We start from the raw sequence: 15,547 nt of genomic DNA, 5'->3' as shown, positions 1-15,547 counted from the left end.
GGCCCTGGGCGTCCTAGTCGAGATAGCCGCGGAGCTGGTCGGCGAAGGCGTGGTCGCGCAGCTTGTTGAGGGTCTTGGATTCGATCTGGCGGATGCGTTCGCGTGTCACGCCGAAGATCCGGCCGATCTCTTCGAGCGTGCGCGGCCGGCCGTCGGCCAGTCCGTACCGCAGCTGTACGACTTTCCGTTCGCGCTCACCAAGGGTGGACAGGACCGCCTCGAGGTGCTCGCGCAGCAGCAGGAAGGCCGCGGACTCAACGGGCGACGCGGCGTCGCCGTCCTCGATGAGATCGCCGAGCGCGACGTCGTCCTCCTCCCCCACGGGGGCGTGCAGGGAGACCGGCTCCTGGGCGAGCCTCAGCACCTCACTGACCCGCTCGGAGGGCAGGTCGAGCTGGACGGCGACCTCCTCGGGAGTGGGTTCGTAACCGCGCTCCTGGAGCATCCGGCGCTGGACCCGTACGACCCGGTTGATCAGCTCGACGACATGGACCGGCACCCGGATGGTGCGTGCCTGGTCGGCGAGGGCCCGGGACATGGCCTGGCGGATCCACCAGGTGGCGTAGGTGGAGAACTTGTAGCCGCGGGCGTAGTCGAATTTCTCAACTGCCCTGATCAGGCCCAGGTTTCCCTCCTGGACAAGGTCGAGCATGGTCAGTCCGCGCCCGACATAGCGTTTGGCGACGGAAACGACGAGCCGGAGGTTGGCCTCGATCAGCCGGCGCTTGGCCATCCGGCCCATGACGACCAACTTGTCCAGGTCAATGGCTAGTTGGGAGTCCAGGTCAGGAGTGCTGAGGAGCTTCTCCTCGGCGAACAGACCTGCTTCGACGCGGCGCGCCAGGTCGACCTCCTCGACCGCCGTGAGCAGCGGGATCCTGCCGATCTCCCGCAGATACTGCCGGAAGAGATCGGACGAGGGCCCGCCGCTGTCCACCCGGCCGCCGGCCCGCGACTCAGGAGGTACGGGCACTTCCACCGGATCCTCGACAACGGTCTCAGGGACAGCTTCTGGCACCGCCTCGGGGTGATGTACGGCCCGGCTCTGCGCGGGGACCTGCGCGGAGACGGCCGCGGCAGAGTCTGTCTCGGTCAGGGTCTGGGTCTGCACGGGGGCGACCTCCAGGTGATCGCTGCCGGTTCGGGGGTGTGCGGCAGCGGGACGGAGGCGGCCGGGCCACTTTCCGTCCCGTACACGATGAGCGGATCCGCGGGGGTCAGGGGGGCCACTGTGGATGGACCGGCCACGCTCCGAGGACTCAGGCACCGCACCCCAGTGTGGGGTACGACACATCGCTGCCACGAGGGGCGTGCGGCGACTTTTTGAGTCCCGTGCGTGACCGGGTGGTTACCGAAGGGGAATCCGCGGACGGCTAGAGAGCGTCCGCGCCCTGGTTGCGGAGGGACTGGGCGTACTGCTGAAGCACCCAGAGTTCGTTCGCGACGGCCGTGTGGTGCTCGGGTTCGGCGTTCGGGCCGAGTCGGGCGAGGGTGCCCTGGACGTCGCCGATCCGGCGGTCGACCGCGCGCAGGCGGACCTGGACCAACTGGGTGCCGGCGTAGATCTCGTCGACCGTCCTGGCGTGGATGGCTTCCACGGCGAGCTCGGTGACCATGGCCCGCACCGTGTCGTTCGGCGCGGCGTCCCGGACCCGGGCGAGATAGTCGGGTGTGTCCTGGGTGCCCTGTTCCGCGCCGCCCGCCTCCGCGATGGTCTGGCGGACCGCGGCGTACGGCGGGGCGGTGAATTCGTCGACGCCGTACGCGTCGAAGGCCGGAGAGACCAGGCCCGGGTGCTGGAGCGCGAGTTTGAGCAGCTCGCGTTCGGTGCGGTGGGTGGGGCTGCGCAGATTGAGGGCGGGGCCCGCCGGGATCTGGTGGGCGCCCTGCCGCTCGTACGCCTGAGGGGTGCGGGACGGTGTCGCCGGGCCGCGGCCACCGCGGTCGCGGGCCCAGCGCGCGAGCTGCGCGACGCGCTTGACGACGAACTGGGTGTCGAGGATGCCGAGGATGCCCGCGAGCTGCACGGCCGACTCGTGCTGGATGGCGATGTTCTTGATGCCGGCGACGATCGGCGCGGCCTCGTCCAGTGCGGCGGCCCGGCCCGCGGGCGTCTCCAGATTGTGGCGCGTCACGCTGTGGCGAATCGCGAACTCGAAGAGCGGCGTGCGGGTTTCGACCAGTTTCTGCACCCCGGCGTCGCCCTCCGCGAGACGTAGCTCGCAGGGGTCCATACCGCCCGGGGTGATCGCGATGGAGGTCTCCGCGGCGAACTTCTGATCGTCCTCGAAGGCCCGCAGCGCGGCCTTCTGGCCGGCCGCGTCGCCGTCGAAGGTGAAGATGACCTCGGCGGTGGCGTTGTCCATCAGCAGCCGGCGAAGGATCTTGATGTGGTCGCCGCCGAAGGCGGTGCCGCAGGTCGCGATGGCGGTGGTGACACCGGCGAGATGGCAGGCCATGACATCGGTGTAGCCCTCGACGACCACGGCCCTGCTGGTCTTGGCGATCTCCTTCTTGGCGAGATCGATGCCGTACAGCATCTGGGACTTCTTGTAGATGCCCGTCTCAGGCGTGTTCAGGTACTTCGGGCCGTTGTCGCTCTCGTACAGCTTGCGCGCGCCGAAGCCGACGACATCGCCGGAGATGTCGCGGATGGGCCACATCAGCCGGCCGCGGAAGCGGTCGATGGGGCCGCGGCGGCCGTCCTGGGAGAGGCCGGAGAGGATCAGCTCCTTGTCGCTGAAGCCCTTGCCGCGCAGGAAGCGGGTGAGGTGGTCCCAGCCCTGCGGGCTGTAGCCGACGCTGAAGTGCTGGGCCGCGGCCTGGTCGAAGCCGCGCTCGGCGAGGAACTTGCGGCCGGTCTCGGCCTCCGGCCCGCTCTCCAGCTGCTCGATGTAGAACTGCGCAGCGATCTTGTGCGCCTCCACCAGGCGGATGCGCTCGCCGCGCTGATGGGTGGGGTTGTACCCACCCTCCTCGTAGCGCAGGGTGATGCCCGCCGTCGCGGCGAGGCGCTCGACCGTCTCCGAGAAGGAGAGATGGTCGATCTTCATCACGAAGGCGAAGGTGTCGCCGCCCTCCTGGCAGCCGAAGCAGTGGAAGAGACCCTTGCTCGGGCTGACCTGGAAGGAGGGGGACTTCTCGTCGTGGAAGGGGCAGAGGCCTTTGAGGTTTCCGCCGCCGGCATTGCGCAGCTGGAGATACTCGGAAACGACGGCGTCGATCGGGACCGCGTCCCGTACCGCCTTCACGTCGTCATCGTTGATCCTGCCTGCCACACGCGGAAGTCTACGGTGGCGTTGCGACACTCCCGTCAGCTGTTGAGGGAAGTGAGGGGTACGGACGGGTCGCCGAGGGCCTCGGGGTCCACCGGTGTTCCGCTGCGGACGAGCTGCTGGATGGGGTCGGTGACGTCCCACACATTGACGTTCATCCCGGCGAGCACCCTGCTGTCCTTCAGCCAGAAGGCGATGAACTGCCGCTTTCCGACGTCGCCGCGGAGGACGACCTGGTCGTAGGAGCCGGGCGGCGCCCAGCCGGAGTACTCCATGCCCAGGTCGTACTGGTCGGAGAAGAAGTACGGGATGCGGTCGTACGAGACGTCCTGACCGAGCATCGAGCGGGCGGCGGCGGGGCCGCCGTTGAGGGCGTTCGCCCAGTGCTCCACGCGCAGCCTGGAGCCGAGGAGCGGATGGTGGACTGCCGCGACGTCGCCCGCGGCGTAGATGTCGGGGTCGGAGGTGCGCAGGCTCGCGTCGACGGCGATACCGCCGCCGTGACCCCGGTCGGCGAGCGCGAGGCCGGCGCTCTCGGCGAGTGCGGTGCGCGGGGCGGCGCCGATCGCGGCGAGGACGTCGTGGGCCGGGTGTCCCTCGCCGTCGTCGGTACGGACCGCGAGCACCATGCCGTCCTGCCCGGTGATCTCGGTCAGGCGGGCGCCGAAGTGGAAGCGGACACCGTGCTCGCGGTGCAGGTCGGTGAAGACCTGGCCCAGCTCCGGGCCGATGACGTGGTGCAGCGGGGTGGCCGCCGGCTCGACGACGGTGACCTCGGCGCCGTAACCGCGGGCGGCCGCCGCGACCTCCAGGCCGATCCAGCCCCCACCCGCGATGACGAGCCGGCCGTTGTCGCGGCCCAGGACGGTGAGCACCTGGCGCAGCCGGTCGGCGTGGGCGAGGCGGCGCAGATGGTGGACGCCGGCCAGGTCGGTGCCGGGGATGTCGAGGCGGCGCGGCTCGGCGCCGGTGGCGAGCAGGAGTTTGTCGTAGTGGAGGACGGTGCCCTCGCCCAGCCGTACGGACTTGGCGTCGCGGTCGATGGCGACGACGGTCTGGCCGAGGTGCAGTTCGACGTCGGCCTGGGCGTACCAGGCGGGTTCATGGACGAAGACGCTGTCGCGCTCCTCCTTGCCCGACAGATAGCCCTTGGACAGGGGCGGGCGTTCATAGGGGTGGTCGCGTTCGTCACCGATGAGGATCACTCGTCCGGTGAACCCTTCGGCGCGGAGGGTCTCGGCGGCCTTGGCTCCGGCCAGTCCACCGCCGACGATGACGAATGTCCGATGTGCGTCGACCACTTGATGCCTCCTCTTTGCTTCTACGCCGTTCAGCCTTCAGCGAGCGTCCCGCACGGAGCGTGATGGCGGAAGAGGGAGTCATCCCTGGGCGTGTCATCTCGGACGTGCCGACAAGGCTCCGCCCTGCGCTCCGGGCAGCTCAACGGCGGGCCGTGAGCTGGGTGTGGAGCGTACGCGCGGATGCGTCCGTGAGGGACGCGAGCTGGTCCACGATCACCCGCTTGCGCGCCCGGTCGTCCGGCGCGGCGTCGAACAGGGCACGGAACTGCGGGTCGAGGCTCTCCGGGGCACCGGCCGTCAATGCCTCGGCCAGCTCGGCCAGCACGATGCGCTGGTCGGCCCGGATGGCCTCCTGTTCGGCGCGCTGCATGACATAGAGGTCGGCGACGGCCTTGAGGACCGCGCATTCGTTGCGGGTGGCGCGCGGGACGACCAGCTCGGCGGCGTACCGGGTGAGCCGGCCCGATCCGTACGCCTGGCGCGTCGCGGCCTCGGCGGCGAGGCAGAAACGGCCGATGAGCTGGCTCGTCGCATCCTTCAGCCGGGCCTGCGCGACGGCCGATCCGTCGTAGTGGTGCGGCCACCACTCCTGGTCGATGAGCCGGTCGAGGGCCTCGGCCAGTTCCTGCGGATCGGTGTCCCGAGGTACGTACCGCCCGATCGCCACCGCCCAGATGTCGCTCCGCTCCGGCTCGGCGAGGAGGAGACCGGGGTCGAAATGGCCGGCGTGCAGACCGTCCTCGAAATCGTGCACGGAGTACGCCACGTCGTCGGACCAGTCCATGACCTGGGCCTCGAAGCACTTGCGGTACGCCGGTGCGCCCTGGCGGGCCCATTCGAAGACCGGCAGATCGTCCTCGTACACGCCGAATTTCACCGAGCCGGGATCGGTGGGGTGACCGCCGCGCGGCCAGGGGTATTTGGTGGCGGCGTCCAGGGCTGCCCGGGTGAGGTTGAGGCCGACGCTGACAAGACCGCCGCCCGCCGCGGCAGCGGCTGAGGTCACCGCCTCGCTGTGGACGAACCGCTTGGGTTCGATACGGGTCAGCAGCCGCAGCGACTGGGCGTTGCCCTCGAAACCGCCGCAGTCCTTCGCGAAGTCGTTGAGCGCCTGCTCGCCGTTGTGCCCGAAGGGCGGATGGCCCATGTCGTGGGCGAGGCAGGCCGCCTCCACCAGATCGGGGTCGCAGCCGAGCGCCGCGCCCAGTTCCCGACCGACCTGGGCGCATTCCAGGGAGTGGGTGAGCCGGGTGCGCGGGCTGGCGTCCCATGCCTGGTTGCGCGTGCCGGGGGTCACCACCTGGGTCTTGCCTGCGAGGCGACGCAGCGCGGAGGAGTGCAGCACGCGCGCGCGGTCGCGCTGGAAGGCGGTGCGGCCCGGACGCTTGTCGGGCTCGGCCGCCCAGCGCGCGGTGGCCGCCCCGTCGTACGCGTCGTGGCCGGCGGGGTCGTCTGAGGTGGTGCTGGTGGTGCCTTCCATGCACCGAAGGTAACCGGAGCCGGCGACAGCCGGGCGCTGCGGGTGGGCTAGGCCGGAGTGAGTTCGCGCCGTTGAGAGGCGTGCGGCGTGCTCATGGCGTCGTCGTAACGTTGCAGCAGCAGCCGGGCCAGGGCGGGGTGCGCACCGAGCGGGGCGGCGGCGATCCAGGGCGTGACGGCGGCACTGCGGGTGGCGAAGAGGCCGGGGGACGCGAAGTAGGAGGCGACGGCGATCCGGTGGCGGCCGCGGGCGGTGAGCGCGCGCACGGCCGCCGGGACGGTGGGCGAGACGGCGGAGGCGTACGCGGCGACGACGGGCACTCCGCCGAGGCGCTCGCTGAGCAGGTCGGCGGTGCGGCGGGCGTCGGCGACCGAGTCCGGGTCACGGGATCCGGCGGCGGCCAGGACGACTCCGGCGCTGCGGCTGGTGCCGTCCTCGGGACGCCAGCCCGCATCGACGAGACGGGAGCAGAGCGCCTCGACGAGGAGGGGGTGCGGGCCGAGCGGGGCGGCGATGCGTATGTCCGCGCCGGGGACGGCCGCGGCGGCCTGCGGCAGATCGTGCTTGACGTGATAGCCGCGGCTCAGCATCAGCGGTACGAGGACGGCCCCGGCGCCACTCAGCCTGTCACGCACTTCACGCAGCTCGCGGACATCGCGTCTCTCGCCTCCGAGCGCCGCGAGCGTGTCGGAGAGCAGCGGCTCGTTCAGCTCGATGTGGCCAAGACGGACATCGAGCCTGGGACGCAGTTCGCGGACCCGGTCGAGGAGCTCGGTCACGGTGCGCAGGGCGCGCGGGTCGCGGCTGCCGTGGGCGACTGCGACGAGGGCGGGCGGCCGGTCGGTCAGGGGCATAGGCCTGCGGGTTCCGTTCAGTGTGACGTGGCTGAGCTGGGTGCCGAGCTGGGCCGTGATGCGCGTAAGAAGCTGCGCGGTCGTGTCGAAGGGCAGGGACTCTCGAACGTGTGCCGACTCCGTCATGAACCGATCCTGACGGGCTCAGGTTGCCGGGTCATTGCGTGAGGGTGACGGGTGTTTTCCGCGGGCTCACCGGCTGCCCGACTGCGCTGTCAGACCCGGCACCTACAGTGATCGACACAACTGCCGGCCTGGTGGTCGGTGACAGGCCCCGACCGCGACGCGACGGCAACCTCCGGTGCCGTGGACCGAACCGATCGGCCACGATCAGCGTCTGACCAGGCGTGAAGGCATCGCAGGCACCCAAGGCGCCAAGAACACCCAAGCCGCCGAAAGCACCGAAAGCAGCCAAGACTCCGAAGCCGTCGAAGTCATCAGGACCGAAGCTGCTGCGGCTCCCGAAGCTGCCGCGCGCCCGACGCACCCAGCGACGGATCGTGCAGACGATCATGCTCGCGTGCGTGTTCGCGCTCGCGCCCGCGACCTGGATGCATGCCGCCGCCGACAGCCGGGTCCGCACCGTCGCCGAGGTGCCCGCACAGGATGTCGCCGTCGTCTTCGGGGCCGGGCTGTGGAAGGGCCGGCCCACGCCCTACCTCGCGCACCGGCTGGACGCCGCCGCCGAGTTGTACCGGGCGGGCAAAGTCAAGGTCGTGCTGGTCACCGGCGACAACAGCAGGGTCGAGTACGACGAGCCGGATGCCATGCGGACGTATCTCAGCGCTCGCGGAGTGCCGGACGGCCGCATCGTCAGCGACTACGCCGGCTTCGACACCTGGGACTCGTGCGTCCGCGCCAAGAAGATCTTCGGCGTGGAGCGGGCGGTCCTGGTGACGCAGGGCTTCCACATCCGGCGGGCCGTCGCCCTCTGCCAGGCGGCCGGAGTCGAATCGTACGGCGTCGGGGTCACCGAGCCCCATGACGCGACCTGGTACTACGGCGGGACGCGGGAGATGTTCGCCGCCGGCAAGGCCGCGCTGGACGCCACGCTCACGCCTGATCCGCGATTCCTCGGCGCCAAGGAGCCCGGTGTGAAGGAAGCGCTGGCCGCAGCGGCCGGGTGACACGCGGCGACACGAGCGCCACGGCGGCCGACCGACTCGCGTCGGCATCCACGGAGCGCGACAGTGAGCCGTATGGAAAACCATGTGGCAACCCTCCTCGCCCGGCACACCGAGGCGCTCGCGCTCTTCACCGAGCGCGTGCATGCCGTAGGGGTCGACCAGTGGGACGCTCCGACGCCCTGTACCGACTGGTCCGTACGCGATCTCGTCAACCACCTCACTGCGGAACAGCTCTGGGTGCCCGCCCTGGTGACCGACGGATCGAGCGTCGAGGAGGTCGGCGACGCGTACGACGGGGATGTGCTCGGCAGGAAGCCGAAGGCCGCCTGGGACGCCGCCGCACGCGCCGCGCGCAAGGCGTTCGCGGCCCCGGGGGCGCTGGAGCAGACCGTACAGCTGTCGTACGGGGAGACACCGGCCGTCGCGTACTGCGCCCAGATGATCACGGATGCCGTGGTGCACACCTGGGACCTCTCCCGTGGGATCGGCGCTCCGGAGCGGCTGCCGGCCGCGCTGGTGGGCTTCGCGCTGGACGAAGTCACGCCGTACGCGTCGGGCCTGTCGAAGTCCGGCCTGTTCGCCCCGCCCATCGAGCCGCCGCCGGGCGACAGCCACCAGACCAGGCTGCTGGCCCTCCTGGGGCGCCGGGACTGACGCCGTGACCGACCCCACGCGGGCATGCGGGAGACGCATGCGTGAATGCCACCCGTGCCTGCGAGAGAACCGTGCCGGGGAGAGAACCGTGCCTGAAGAGGGCCTGTGCCGGAAGAGGCCGAGGTGAGCGGCGCCTCACGGGGCAGCGGGGCGCAGTCGGAGACAGGCGTACCCGGACCGTAATGCGGTGCGCCCGCCCGCGTAACACGGGCGTCGCACGCTGACGCTATGCCCGACACGCTCGACGACACCACCGCGACCCACTGTCCCTACTGCGCCCTGCAGTGCGGCATGAGTCTGCGCGGCAGAGCCGGGGCGGTCGAAGTGGTGGAGCGACCGGACTTCCCCGTCAACCGTGGCGCCCTGTGCGGCAAGGGCCGCACCGCGCCCGCACTGCTCTCCTCCCGGGTGCGCCTGACCGAGCCCCTGGTCCGACGCCCCGCCACAGGCAGGCTCGAGCCGGCCACCTGGGAGGAGGCCCTGAGCACGGTCGCCACGGGACTGCGGCGTACCAGGGCGGTGTACGGCCCCGACGCGGTCGGCGTCTTCGGTGGCGGCGGCCTGACCAACGAGAAGGCGTACCTGCTCGGGAAGTTTGCCCGGGTCGTGCTCGGCACCTCGCAGATCGACTACAACGGGCGCTTCTGCATGTCGTCGGCGGCGGCCGCGCATCAGCGGGCGTTCGGCCTCGACCGCGGGCTGCCGTTCCCGCTGGAGGACATACCGCGCAGTGGATGCGTGATCCTCGTCGGCTCGAATCTCGCCGAGACGATGCCGCCCGCGCTGCGCTATCTGACCGAGCTCCGGGAGAACGGCGGCAAGCTCATCGTCATCGATCCGCGCCGTACCCGGACCGCTGAGCAGGCCGATCTGCATCTGGCCCCGCGGCCGGGAACCGATCTGGCGCTCGCGCTCGGGCTGCTGCACGTGGTGGTAGCGGAGGGACGGACGGACGAGGAGTTCGTCAGCGAGCGCACGAGCGGCTGGGAGGACGCCAGGGCGGCCGCGATGGCGCACTGGCCCGAGTTCGTCGAGCGCGTCACGGGTGTCGGCGTGCCCGAACTGCGGGAAGTGGTAAGGATGTTCTGCGACGCCGAGTCCGGGATGGTACTCACGGCGCGCGGGCCCGAGCAGCACTCCAAGGGCACGGACACGGTGAGCGCCTGGATCAACCTCTGTCTGGCGACGGGCCGGGCGGGACGGCCGCTGTCCGGCTACGGCTGTCTGACCGGTCAGGGCAACGGCCAGGGCGGCCGCGAACACGGCCAGAAGGCGGACCAGTTGCCGGGCTACCGCAAACTGGACGACCCGGCGGCGCGGGCGCATGTCGCCGGGGTGTGGGGAGTGGAGCCGGAGACGCTGCCGGGCCCCGGGCGCAGCGCGTACGAACTGCTCGACGCGCTGGGCGGGGACGTGAAGTCGCTGTTGTTGATGGGTTCGAACCCGGTGGTGTCCGCGCCGCACGCCGGGCATGTGGAGGAGCGGCTGCGCTCGCTGGACTTCCTGGCGGTGGCGGACGTGGTGCTGTCGGAGACGGCTGCGCTGGCGGATGTGGTGCTGCCGGTCACCCAGTGGGCGGAGGAGACGGGCACGACGACGAATCTGGAGGGCCGGGTCCTGCTGCGCCGGAAGGCGGTGTCGGCGCCGCCGGGAGTACGGAGCGACCTGGAGGTTCTGGGCGGTCTGGCAAGCCTGCTGGGCCACGAGAAGGGCTTTCCGGCGGATCCGGAGGAGGTCTTCGAGGAACTCCGGCGGGCATCGGCGGGCGGCCCGGCGGACTACTCGGGCATCACGTACCGGAGGATCGCGGAGGAGGACGGGGTGTTCTGGCCGTGCCCGGAGGAACCTGCTGCTGCCCGGGACGACCGTGGACTTGCGGCCGATGACTCGCCCGTACCCCGAACCGCCCATCCCGGTACGCCGCGGCTCTTCCTGCAGCGGTTCGCCACTCCCGACGGGCGTGCCCGGTTCATCGCCGTCGGGCATCGGGCCGCGGCAGAGGAAGCGGATGCCGAGTATCCCGTGCTGCTGACGACCGGGCGGGTCGTCGCCCAGTACCAGTCCGGGGCGCAGACCCGGCGGGTCGATGAGCTCAACGCCGCCGCGCCCGGGGCCTTTGTCGAGCTGCATCCGCAGCTCGCCGAACGTGTCGGCGCCGTCGAGGGGGATGCGCTCGCCGTCGTCTCGCGGCGCGGGCGGGCCGTCGGGCCTGCGCGGATCACCACCGGGATCCGTCCGGACACCGTCTTCATGCCGTTCCACTGGCCGGGCGAGGGCCGGGTCAACTCGGTGACGAATCCGGCGCTCGACCCGACCTCGCGCATGCCGGAGTTCAAGGTGTGCGCGGTCCGGGTGGAACGCGCACACCAGGATGAACGGCACAGCGAACAGCAGAAAGAACAGCAGAAAGAACAGCGGCGGTAGGCGCGGGTCAGCCGCTCGTACGGCCGCACCAGTCGCCGCCGCGGATGCGGGTGCCACTCGCGCGCAGTTTCCGGGCCGGGCCCGGCGCCGCCACGTACACCCAGGCCCGGACCGCCGTGCCGTCCGGCCGGACGACATCGCGGGCCACCCGCTCGTACAGATTGCGCGGGTGGCCCGGCGCGACGTACTCCTCCAGCCGGTCGAGTACGGCGAGGAGCTCCTCGTACTCCCCCGCCGCCGCCGTCACCACCTCACCCGCGACCGTGCCCGCACCGGCGTCGAGCAGGGCGTACGGATAGCCCGGGCCCTCGTAGAGCACCGCGCCGGCCAGCAGCGCCGGCTCCTCCGCGGCAGTGCGGCCGTGCAGGAAGAGGTCGTGGTTGCACTCGCCGGGGCGCAGCGTCCCGTATACGAAGAACGGGAGCTCGGGCTCGATCCCGGACCCGGGATCAGACTCGGACTCGGACTCGGTCACGGCGCCACGGTCTCCTCGTCGATCCATGCCAGATAGGCCGCACTGCCGCGCACCACCGGCGTCGCGATGATCTCCGGCGTTTCGTAGTCGTGCGCGGCCGTCAGATGCGCTTCCAGCGCGGCGTAGCAGGCCTCGGTGGTCTTGAACAGAACCTGCCACTCCTCCGCCGTCTCGATCGCGTTCTTCCAGTGGTAGACGGAGGTGACCGGCGCGGAGATCTGCGCACAGGCAGCCAGCCGCGACTCCACCGCACCCCGGGCGAGAGCCTCCGCCTTCTCCGCGCTGTCGGTCGTGGTCAGCACGGTGAGTACGGTCAGTGCCTGGGCCATTGACAAGCTCCTTCGGGCCGTGAGGGCGGGACCTCGGTCCATTACCGGTCGGTCAGGCCACCGTACGCACGACGGCCCCTTCCCGGCCCCGTCGCCCCGGCCCTGACCAATGCCGCGGCCGAGCCCGGCGTGTTCGTGCCCGGCGCCCCGGCGATGGCGCGGGCGTCAGCCCGCGTACGGACAGATCGACTTGGCAGTGCGCAGGGCGTTCCCCCACCAGGCGAGCTGGTCCAGCATCGTCTTCGCGGCGGCATCGCTGGCGGCGGGGTCCTTGTGCTGTCCTTCGTCGTCGAACTGGGTGCCGACGTTGTGGAAGGAGACGGTGTCGCGGATGGTGACGGCGTGCATTTCGGCGAAGACCTGGCGCAGCTGCTCGACGGCGCGCAGACCGCCGGCGATTCCGCCGTACGAGACGAAGCCGACGGGCTTGGCCTGCCATTCGCCGAAGTGCCAGTCGATGAGGGTCTTGATGGAGGCCGGGAAGGAGTGGTTGTACTCGGGCGTGAGAACGACGAAGGCGTCGGCGTCGGCCAACTTCGGTGTGGTCTTGGCAAGTTCGGCCCGCACTTCGGGTGCCGGGCGATGGGAGAGGACGGTGGGCAGATCCACTTCGGCCAGGTCGATCAGTTCGACGGCGAAGTCCTCGCGTCCGGCGGTGCGGGAGAGGAACCATTGGGCGATGACCGGGCCGAAGCGGCCCTCGCGGTTGCTGCCGAGAATGACGGCGAGCTTCAGAGGCGGGGCGCCGACCGGGTTTGGCTGCGCTCCTTCCTGCGCGGATTCCTGCGCGGTCACGGGCACGGTTTCAGGCGTCGTGAGGTCCATGCCGAAGAGCCTCGTATCTCAACCATGGTTGAGGTCAAGCCGCTTCAGAACGCATGGCGCATTGCCCGCTCTACGGTGAGCGCATGACGTACATAGAGATCAACGGCGCGCCCGCCACCGCGGAGGCGCTGCACCTCCCCGCGCTCACGAGCTACGGGCACTTCACCGCCATGCAGGTCAGGGACGCCCGGGTGCGCGGCCTCGCACTCCACCTCGGCCGGCTGGACGCGTCGACTCGGGAGCTGTTCGGCCCGAGCCTGGACGGGGAGCGGGTACGGGAGGACATCCGGCACGCGCTGGGCGCGGCAGACGCCCGCGACGCCTCCGTCCGGGTCTACGTCTACTGGCCGGACGGCGACGAGCGGGCGACGCTGATGGTGACCGTGCGGGCACCGCAGAAGATGGCCGAGCACCCGAAGAGACTGATGTCCGTGCCGTACGTCCGCGATATGCCGCACATCAAGCATCTGGGCGGCTTCGGGCAGAACCACTACCTGACACTCGCGGACCGGGCCGGGTTCGACGAGGCGCTGCTGACCACTCCCGACGGCCTTGTGACGGAGGGAGCGATCACCAACATCGCATTCTGGGACGGTGGTTCAGTGGTCCGGCCGGACGCCCCCGCACTGCCCGGCATGACGATGGCCCTGCTGGAGCCGCGGCTGCCGTCGGTGCGCCGCCGGGTGACACTCGCCGATCTCCCCTCGTACGAGGCGGCGTTCATCACCAACTCGCAGGGCATCGCGCCGGTGTGCCGGATCGACGAGGTGGAGTACGCGGTGGATGCGGAGCTGATGAAGACGGTGACGACGGCGTACGACGCGGTGGAGTGGGACCTGATCTGAGAACCCTCCCGCGCTCCCCGCCGCACAGACCAGGCCGCGGCGCAAGCGGGCCGGCTGCTGGGCGCCGTGGTGCCCGCCGTCGCCGCAGTACGGAATCCGGGACCGGTCTCCTGACAGATCGCCGATCCGGCGTCCGGCCGGAACGGCGTCGCGTTCCGCGCTCTGCGCTCTCCGGCTGCGTGCTGCGTGCTGCGTGCTGCGTTCCGGGAGTCGGGAGCATGGCCGGACGACACCGACCCGTCGGCCGGCACTCTCCTCGCGCGGGAGGTCGGAGCCCTGGTCACCGGCACCTCCGGCGACGCCCGGGCGCGCCGGGCTTCCTCGCGGCGCCCGCCGCACTCCGCTCCGGCCGCGCTACGCACGCCGCACTCCACGCCCGGCCGGCCGCGCTCCTCGGGGCGGCCTGACACCCCGCACCCCGGAGTGCCCATCACCCGTTCAGCACGTCGGCTTCGCGCACCCCATCTGGTTCTCAGTCACCGGCGATGACCTGCGACGACGTCTCACGTCCAGCGCGACACGCCGAACGAGGCCATCGAATCTGATTGCCCATCAGCAGGCGTTGTGGGCGGGCTGCGCCTTATCTCGGAGAGAGAACGCCACAGAGCACCACCGCGCTTCCCCGGAAAGGACCGCCATGCGCACCACTGCCCGTCTGCTGACCACTGCCGCGCCGGCAGTCGCCACGACCGGGCTCGGCACCCACACGGCGTTCGCCGGGGACTTCGAGCCGCTCGAGATATTTCCGTCGCCCGCCGGTCCGGGGGCGACCGTCACCGAGAACACCACCGCCTGCGCGGACAACGGCCAGGGCGTCAAAGACGCATGGCCGATCGGCGCGGGCCAGTTGCGCGTCTCGCCCGGTACGCACAAGGAGGTCGAGGCCGGCAGCCGGTTCAAGATCCCCCACGGCGCCGAGGCGGGAACCTACGCCATCAGCGTGACCTGCCAGAACGGCAGCAGGGCCACCGGCGTCCTGATGGCGCGGCACCACGACGGGCCGAGAGGCCATGTGAGGACGGGCGTCGGCGGCAGCGTCGGCCCCGACACCACCCAGATCGCGGCGGGTGTGGCCGTACTGGCCGCGTCCGCCGTCGGCGGGATCCTGTTCCTGCGCCGCCGGGCGAGCGGCGCGCAGGACAGCTGACGGGCCGGTATGCACCGGCCCGCGTCCCGCCGTGCCCCCGTTCCCGTCAGGCCACCGCGCCTGGCGGGAGCGGGGGAGATTCGCATGGGGAGATTCGTACGGGGGACCGGATGACTGCCGAGGACCCATGACCGCCAGGGGAGGCGGCTGGGGCATGGTCGTCGCCGTCTGTGTCGGTCTCTGGCTGGTCCAGAACGGCTCGGAGGACGTGACCCCGCCGATGCCGTCGGCCGCCGAGGCCTTCGCGGCAGGTCCGGGGCACTACACGGAAGCGTCCGCCGACCCGCTGCCGCCGTCCGAACCGGTACGGCTGCGCATACCCGAGATCCGCGTCGACGCCCCCGTCATGCTGCTGGGCATCGGCAAGGACGGCAGCCTGAGCGTGCCGCCGGCCGCAACCTCGCCGGCTGGTACAAGGACGGCACCGCCCCGGGCGCCAAGGGCACGGCGATCGTCGCGGGGCATGTCGACAACGCGCAGGGGCCCGCGGTCTTCTACAACCTCGGTGCGCTGAAGAAGGGCGGCCGGATCGAGGCGACCCGCAAGGACGGCCGTACCGCCGTGTTCACCATCGACGCGATCGAGGTGTACGAGGCCGACGCCTTCCCGGACGAGAAGGTCTACGGACCGAAGGACCGGGCCGAGCTGCGGGTGATCACCTGTGGCGGCGGCTTCACGAAGGAGACCGGCTACCAGGGCAATGTGGTGGCGTACGCGCATCTCATCGGGGCGCGGCCCGCTCCGTCGGCGTGATCTTCCGCGATACGGTGCCGTGCCTCTCGGCCGTGGACGAACGGCACGGTGCCGTACC

The 15,547-nt window shown here is 70.9% G+C and carries 12 protein-coding genes and 2 pseudogenes; 6 read left to right on the top strand and 8 right to left on the bottom strand.

Going from position 1 to position 15,547, the window contains the following annotated elements; all coding sequences use genetic code 11:
* Window positions 1-13 precede the first annotated feature (13 nt).
* The 5 genes and pseudogenes from ACWDZ6_RS01670 to ACWDZ6_RS01650 all read right to left on the bottom strand — a co-directional run bounded on the left by ACWDZ6_RS01670 (window position 14) and on the right by ACWDZ6_RS01650 (window position 7,036).
* Window positions 14-1,267 (bottom strand): annotated as a pseudogene (locus ACWDZ6_RS01670) (RNA polymerase sigma factor).
* A 106-nt stretch (window positions 1,268-1,373) separates the two neighbouring features.
* A complete protein-coding gene (dnaG, locus tag ACWDZ6_RS01665) occupies window positions 1,374-3,278 on the bottom strand; it encodes a DNA primase (RefSeq protein ID WP_451501235.1) in 1,905 nt (634 codons plus the stop codon).
* 35 nt (window positions 3,279-3,313) lie between these two features.
* Window positions 3,314-4,576, bottom strand: a complete 1,263-nt coding sequence (locus tag ACWDZ6_RS01660) for an NAD(P)/FAD-dependent oxidoreductase (RefSeq protein ID WP_366730528.1) — start codon at window positions 4,574-4,576, stop codon at window positions 3,314-3,316.
* A gap of 139 nt (window positions 4,577-4,715) precedes the next feature.
* Window positions 4,716-6,056 carry a deoxyguanosinetriphosphate triphosphohydrolase gene (locus tag ACWDZ6_RS01655; protein ID WP_451501234.1) on the bottom strand — a complete coding sequence of 447 codons (1,341 nt, stop codon included), beginning with the start codon at window positions 6,054-6,056 and terminating at the stop codon, window positions 4,716-4,718.
* A gap of 47 nt (window positions 6,057-6,103) precedes the next feature.
* On the bottom strand, window positions 6,104-7,036 hold the full coding sequence (locus ACWDZ6_RS01650; RefSeq protein WP_451501233.1) for a sirohydrochlorin chelatase: 933 nt from the start codon (window positions 7,034-7,036) through the stop codon (window positions 6,104-6,106).
* Window positions 7,037-7,422: 386 nt separating this feature from the next.
* On the opposite strand from ACWDZ6_RS01650, the gene ACWDZ6_RS01645 reads away from it, so the two are divergent.
* From ACWDZ6_RS01645 to ACWDZ6_RS01635, 3 genes are all read left to right on the top strand, one after another.
* The gene (locus ACWDZ6_RS01645; RefSeq protein ID WP_451501461.1) at window positions 7,423-8,037 is read left to right on the top strand and encodes a SanA/YdcF family protein; all 615 of its coding nucleotides are present in this window, start codon (window positions 7,423-7,425) and stop codon (window positions 8,035-8,037) included.
* Between the two features lie 72 nt (window positions 8,038-8,109).
* Entirely contained in the window at window positions 8,110-8,691 is a 582-nt protein-coding gene (locus ACWDZ6_RS01640; RefSeq protein WP_451501232.1) for a TIGR03086 family metal-binding protein, read from the top strand.
* A gap of 228 nt (window positions 8,692-8,919) precedes the next feature.
* Window positions 8,920-11,115, top strand: a complete 2,196-nt coding sequence (locus ACWDZ6_RS01635) for a molybdopterin oxidoreductase family protein (RefSeq protein ID WP_451501231.1) — start codon at window positions 8,920-8,922, stop codon at window positions 11,113-11,115.
* Between the two features lie 7 nt (window positions 11,116-11,122).
* On the opposite strand, the gene ACWDZ6_RS01630 is transcribed toward ACWDZ6_RS01635, so the two are convergent.
* From ACWDZ6_RS01630 to ACWDZ6_RS01620, 3 genes are all read right to left on the bottom strand, one after another.
* Complete coding sequence (locus ACWDZ6_RS01630) at window positions 11,123-11,590, bottom strand: gamma-glutamylcyclotransferase family protein (RefSeq protein ID WP_451501230.1); 468 nt, start codon at window positions 11,588-11,590, stop codon at window positions 11,123-11,125.
* Window positions 11,587-11,919, bottom strand: a complete 333-nt coding sequence (cutA, locus tag ACWDZ6_RS01625; protein WP_351445182.1) for a divalent-cation tolerance protein CutA — start codon at window positions 11,917-11,919, stop codon at window positions 11,587-11,589. Before cutA ends, ACWDZ6_RS01630 begins: the two co-directional genes overlap by 4 nt.
* 165 nt (window positions 11,920-12,084) lie before the next feature.
* Complete coding sequence (locus tag ACWDZ6_RS01620) at window positions 12,085-12,744, bottom strand: NADPH-dependent FMN reductase (protein WP_451501229.1); 660 nt, start codon at window positions 12,742-12,744, stop codon at window positions 12,085-12,087.
* An 83-nt stretch (window positions 12,745-12,827) separates the two neighbouring features.
* Here ACWDZ6_RS01620 and ACWDZ6_RS01615 point away from each other — a divergent pair, with 83 nt between their 5' ends.
* From ACWDZ6_RS01615 to ACWDZ6_RS01605, 3 genes and pseudogenes are all read left to right on the top strand, one after another.
* Complete coding sequence (locus ACWDZ6_RS01615; RefSeq protein WP_451501228.1) at window positions 12,828-13,589, top strand: aminotransferase class IV family protein; 762 nt, start codon at window positions 12,828-12,830, stop codon at window positions 13,587-13,589.
* Window positions 13,590-14,226: 637 nt separating this feature from the next.
* Complete coding sequence (locus tag ACWDZ6_RS01610) at window positions 14,227-14,736, top strand: hypothetical protein (protein ID WP_451501227.1); 510 nt, start codon at window positions 14,227-14,229, stop codon at window positions 14,734-14,736.
* A gap of 127 nt (window positions 14,737-14,863) precedes the next feature.
* A pseudogene (locus tag ACWDZ6_RS01605) lies at window positions 14,864-15,489 on the top strand (class F sortase).
* Window positions 15,490-15,547 lie beyond the last annotated feature (58 nt).

Source organism: Streptomyces sp. NPDC002926 (assembly GCF_053591755.1).
This window is presented reverse-complemented; position numbering and strand designations above follow the sequence as displayed.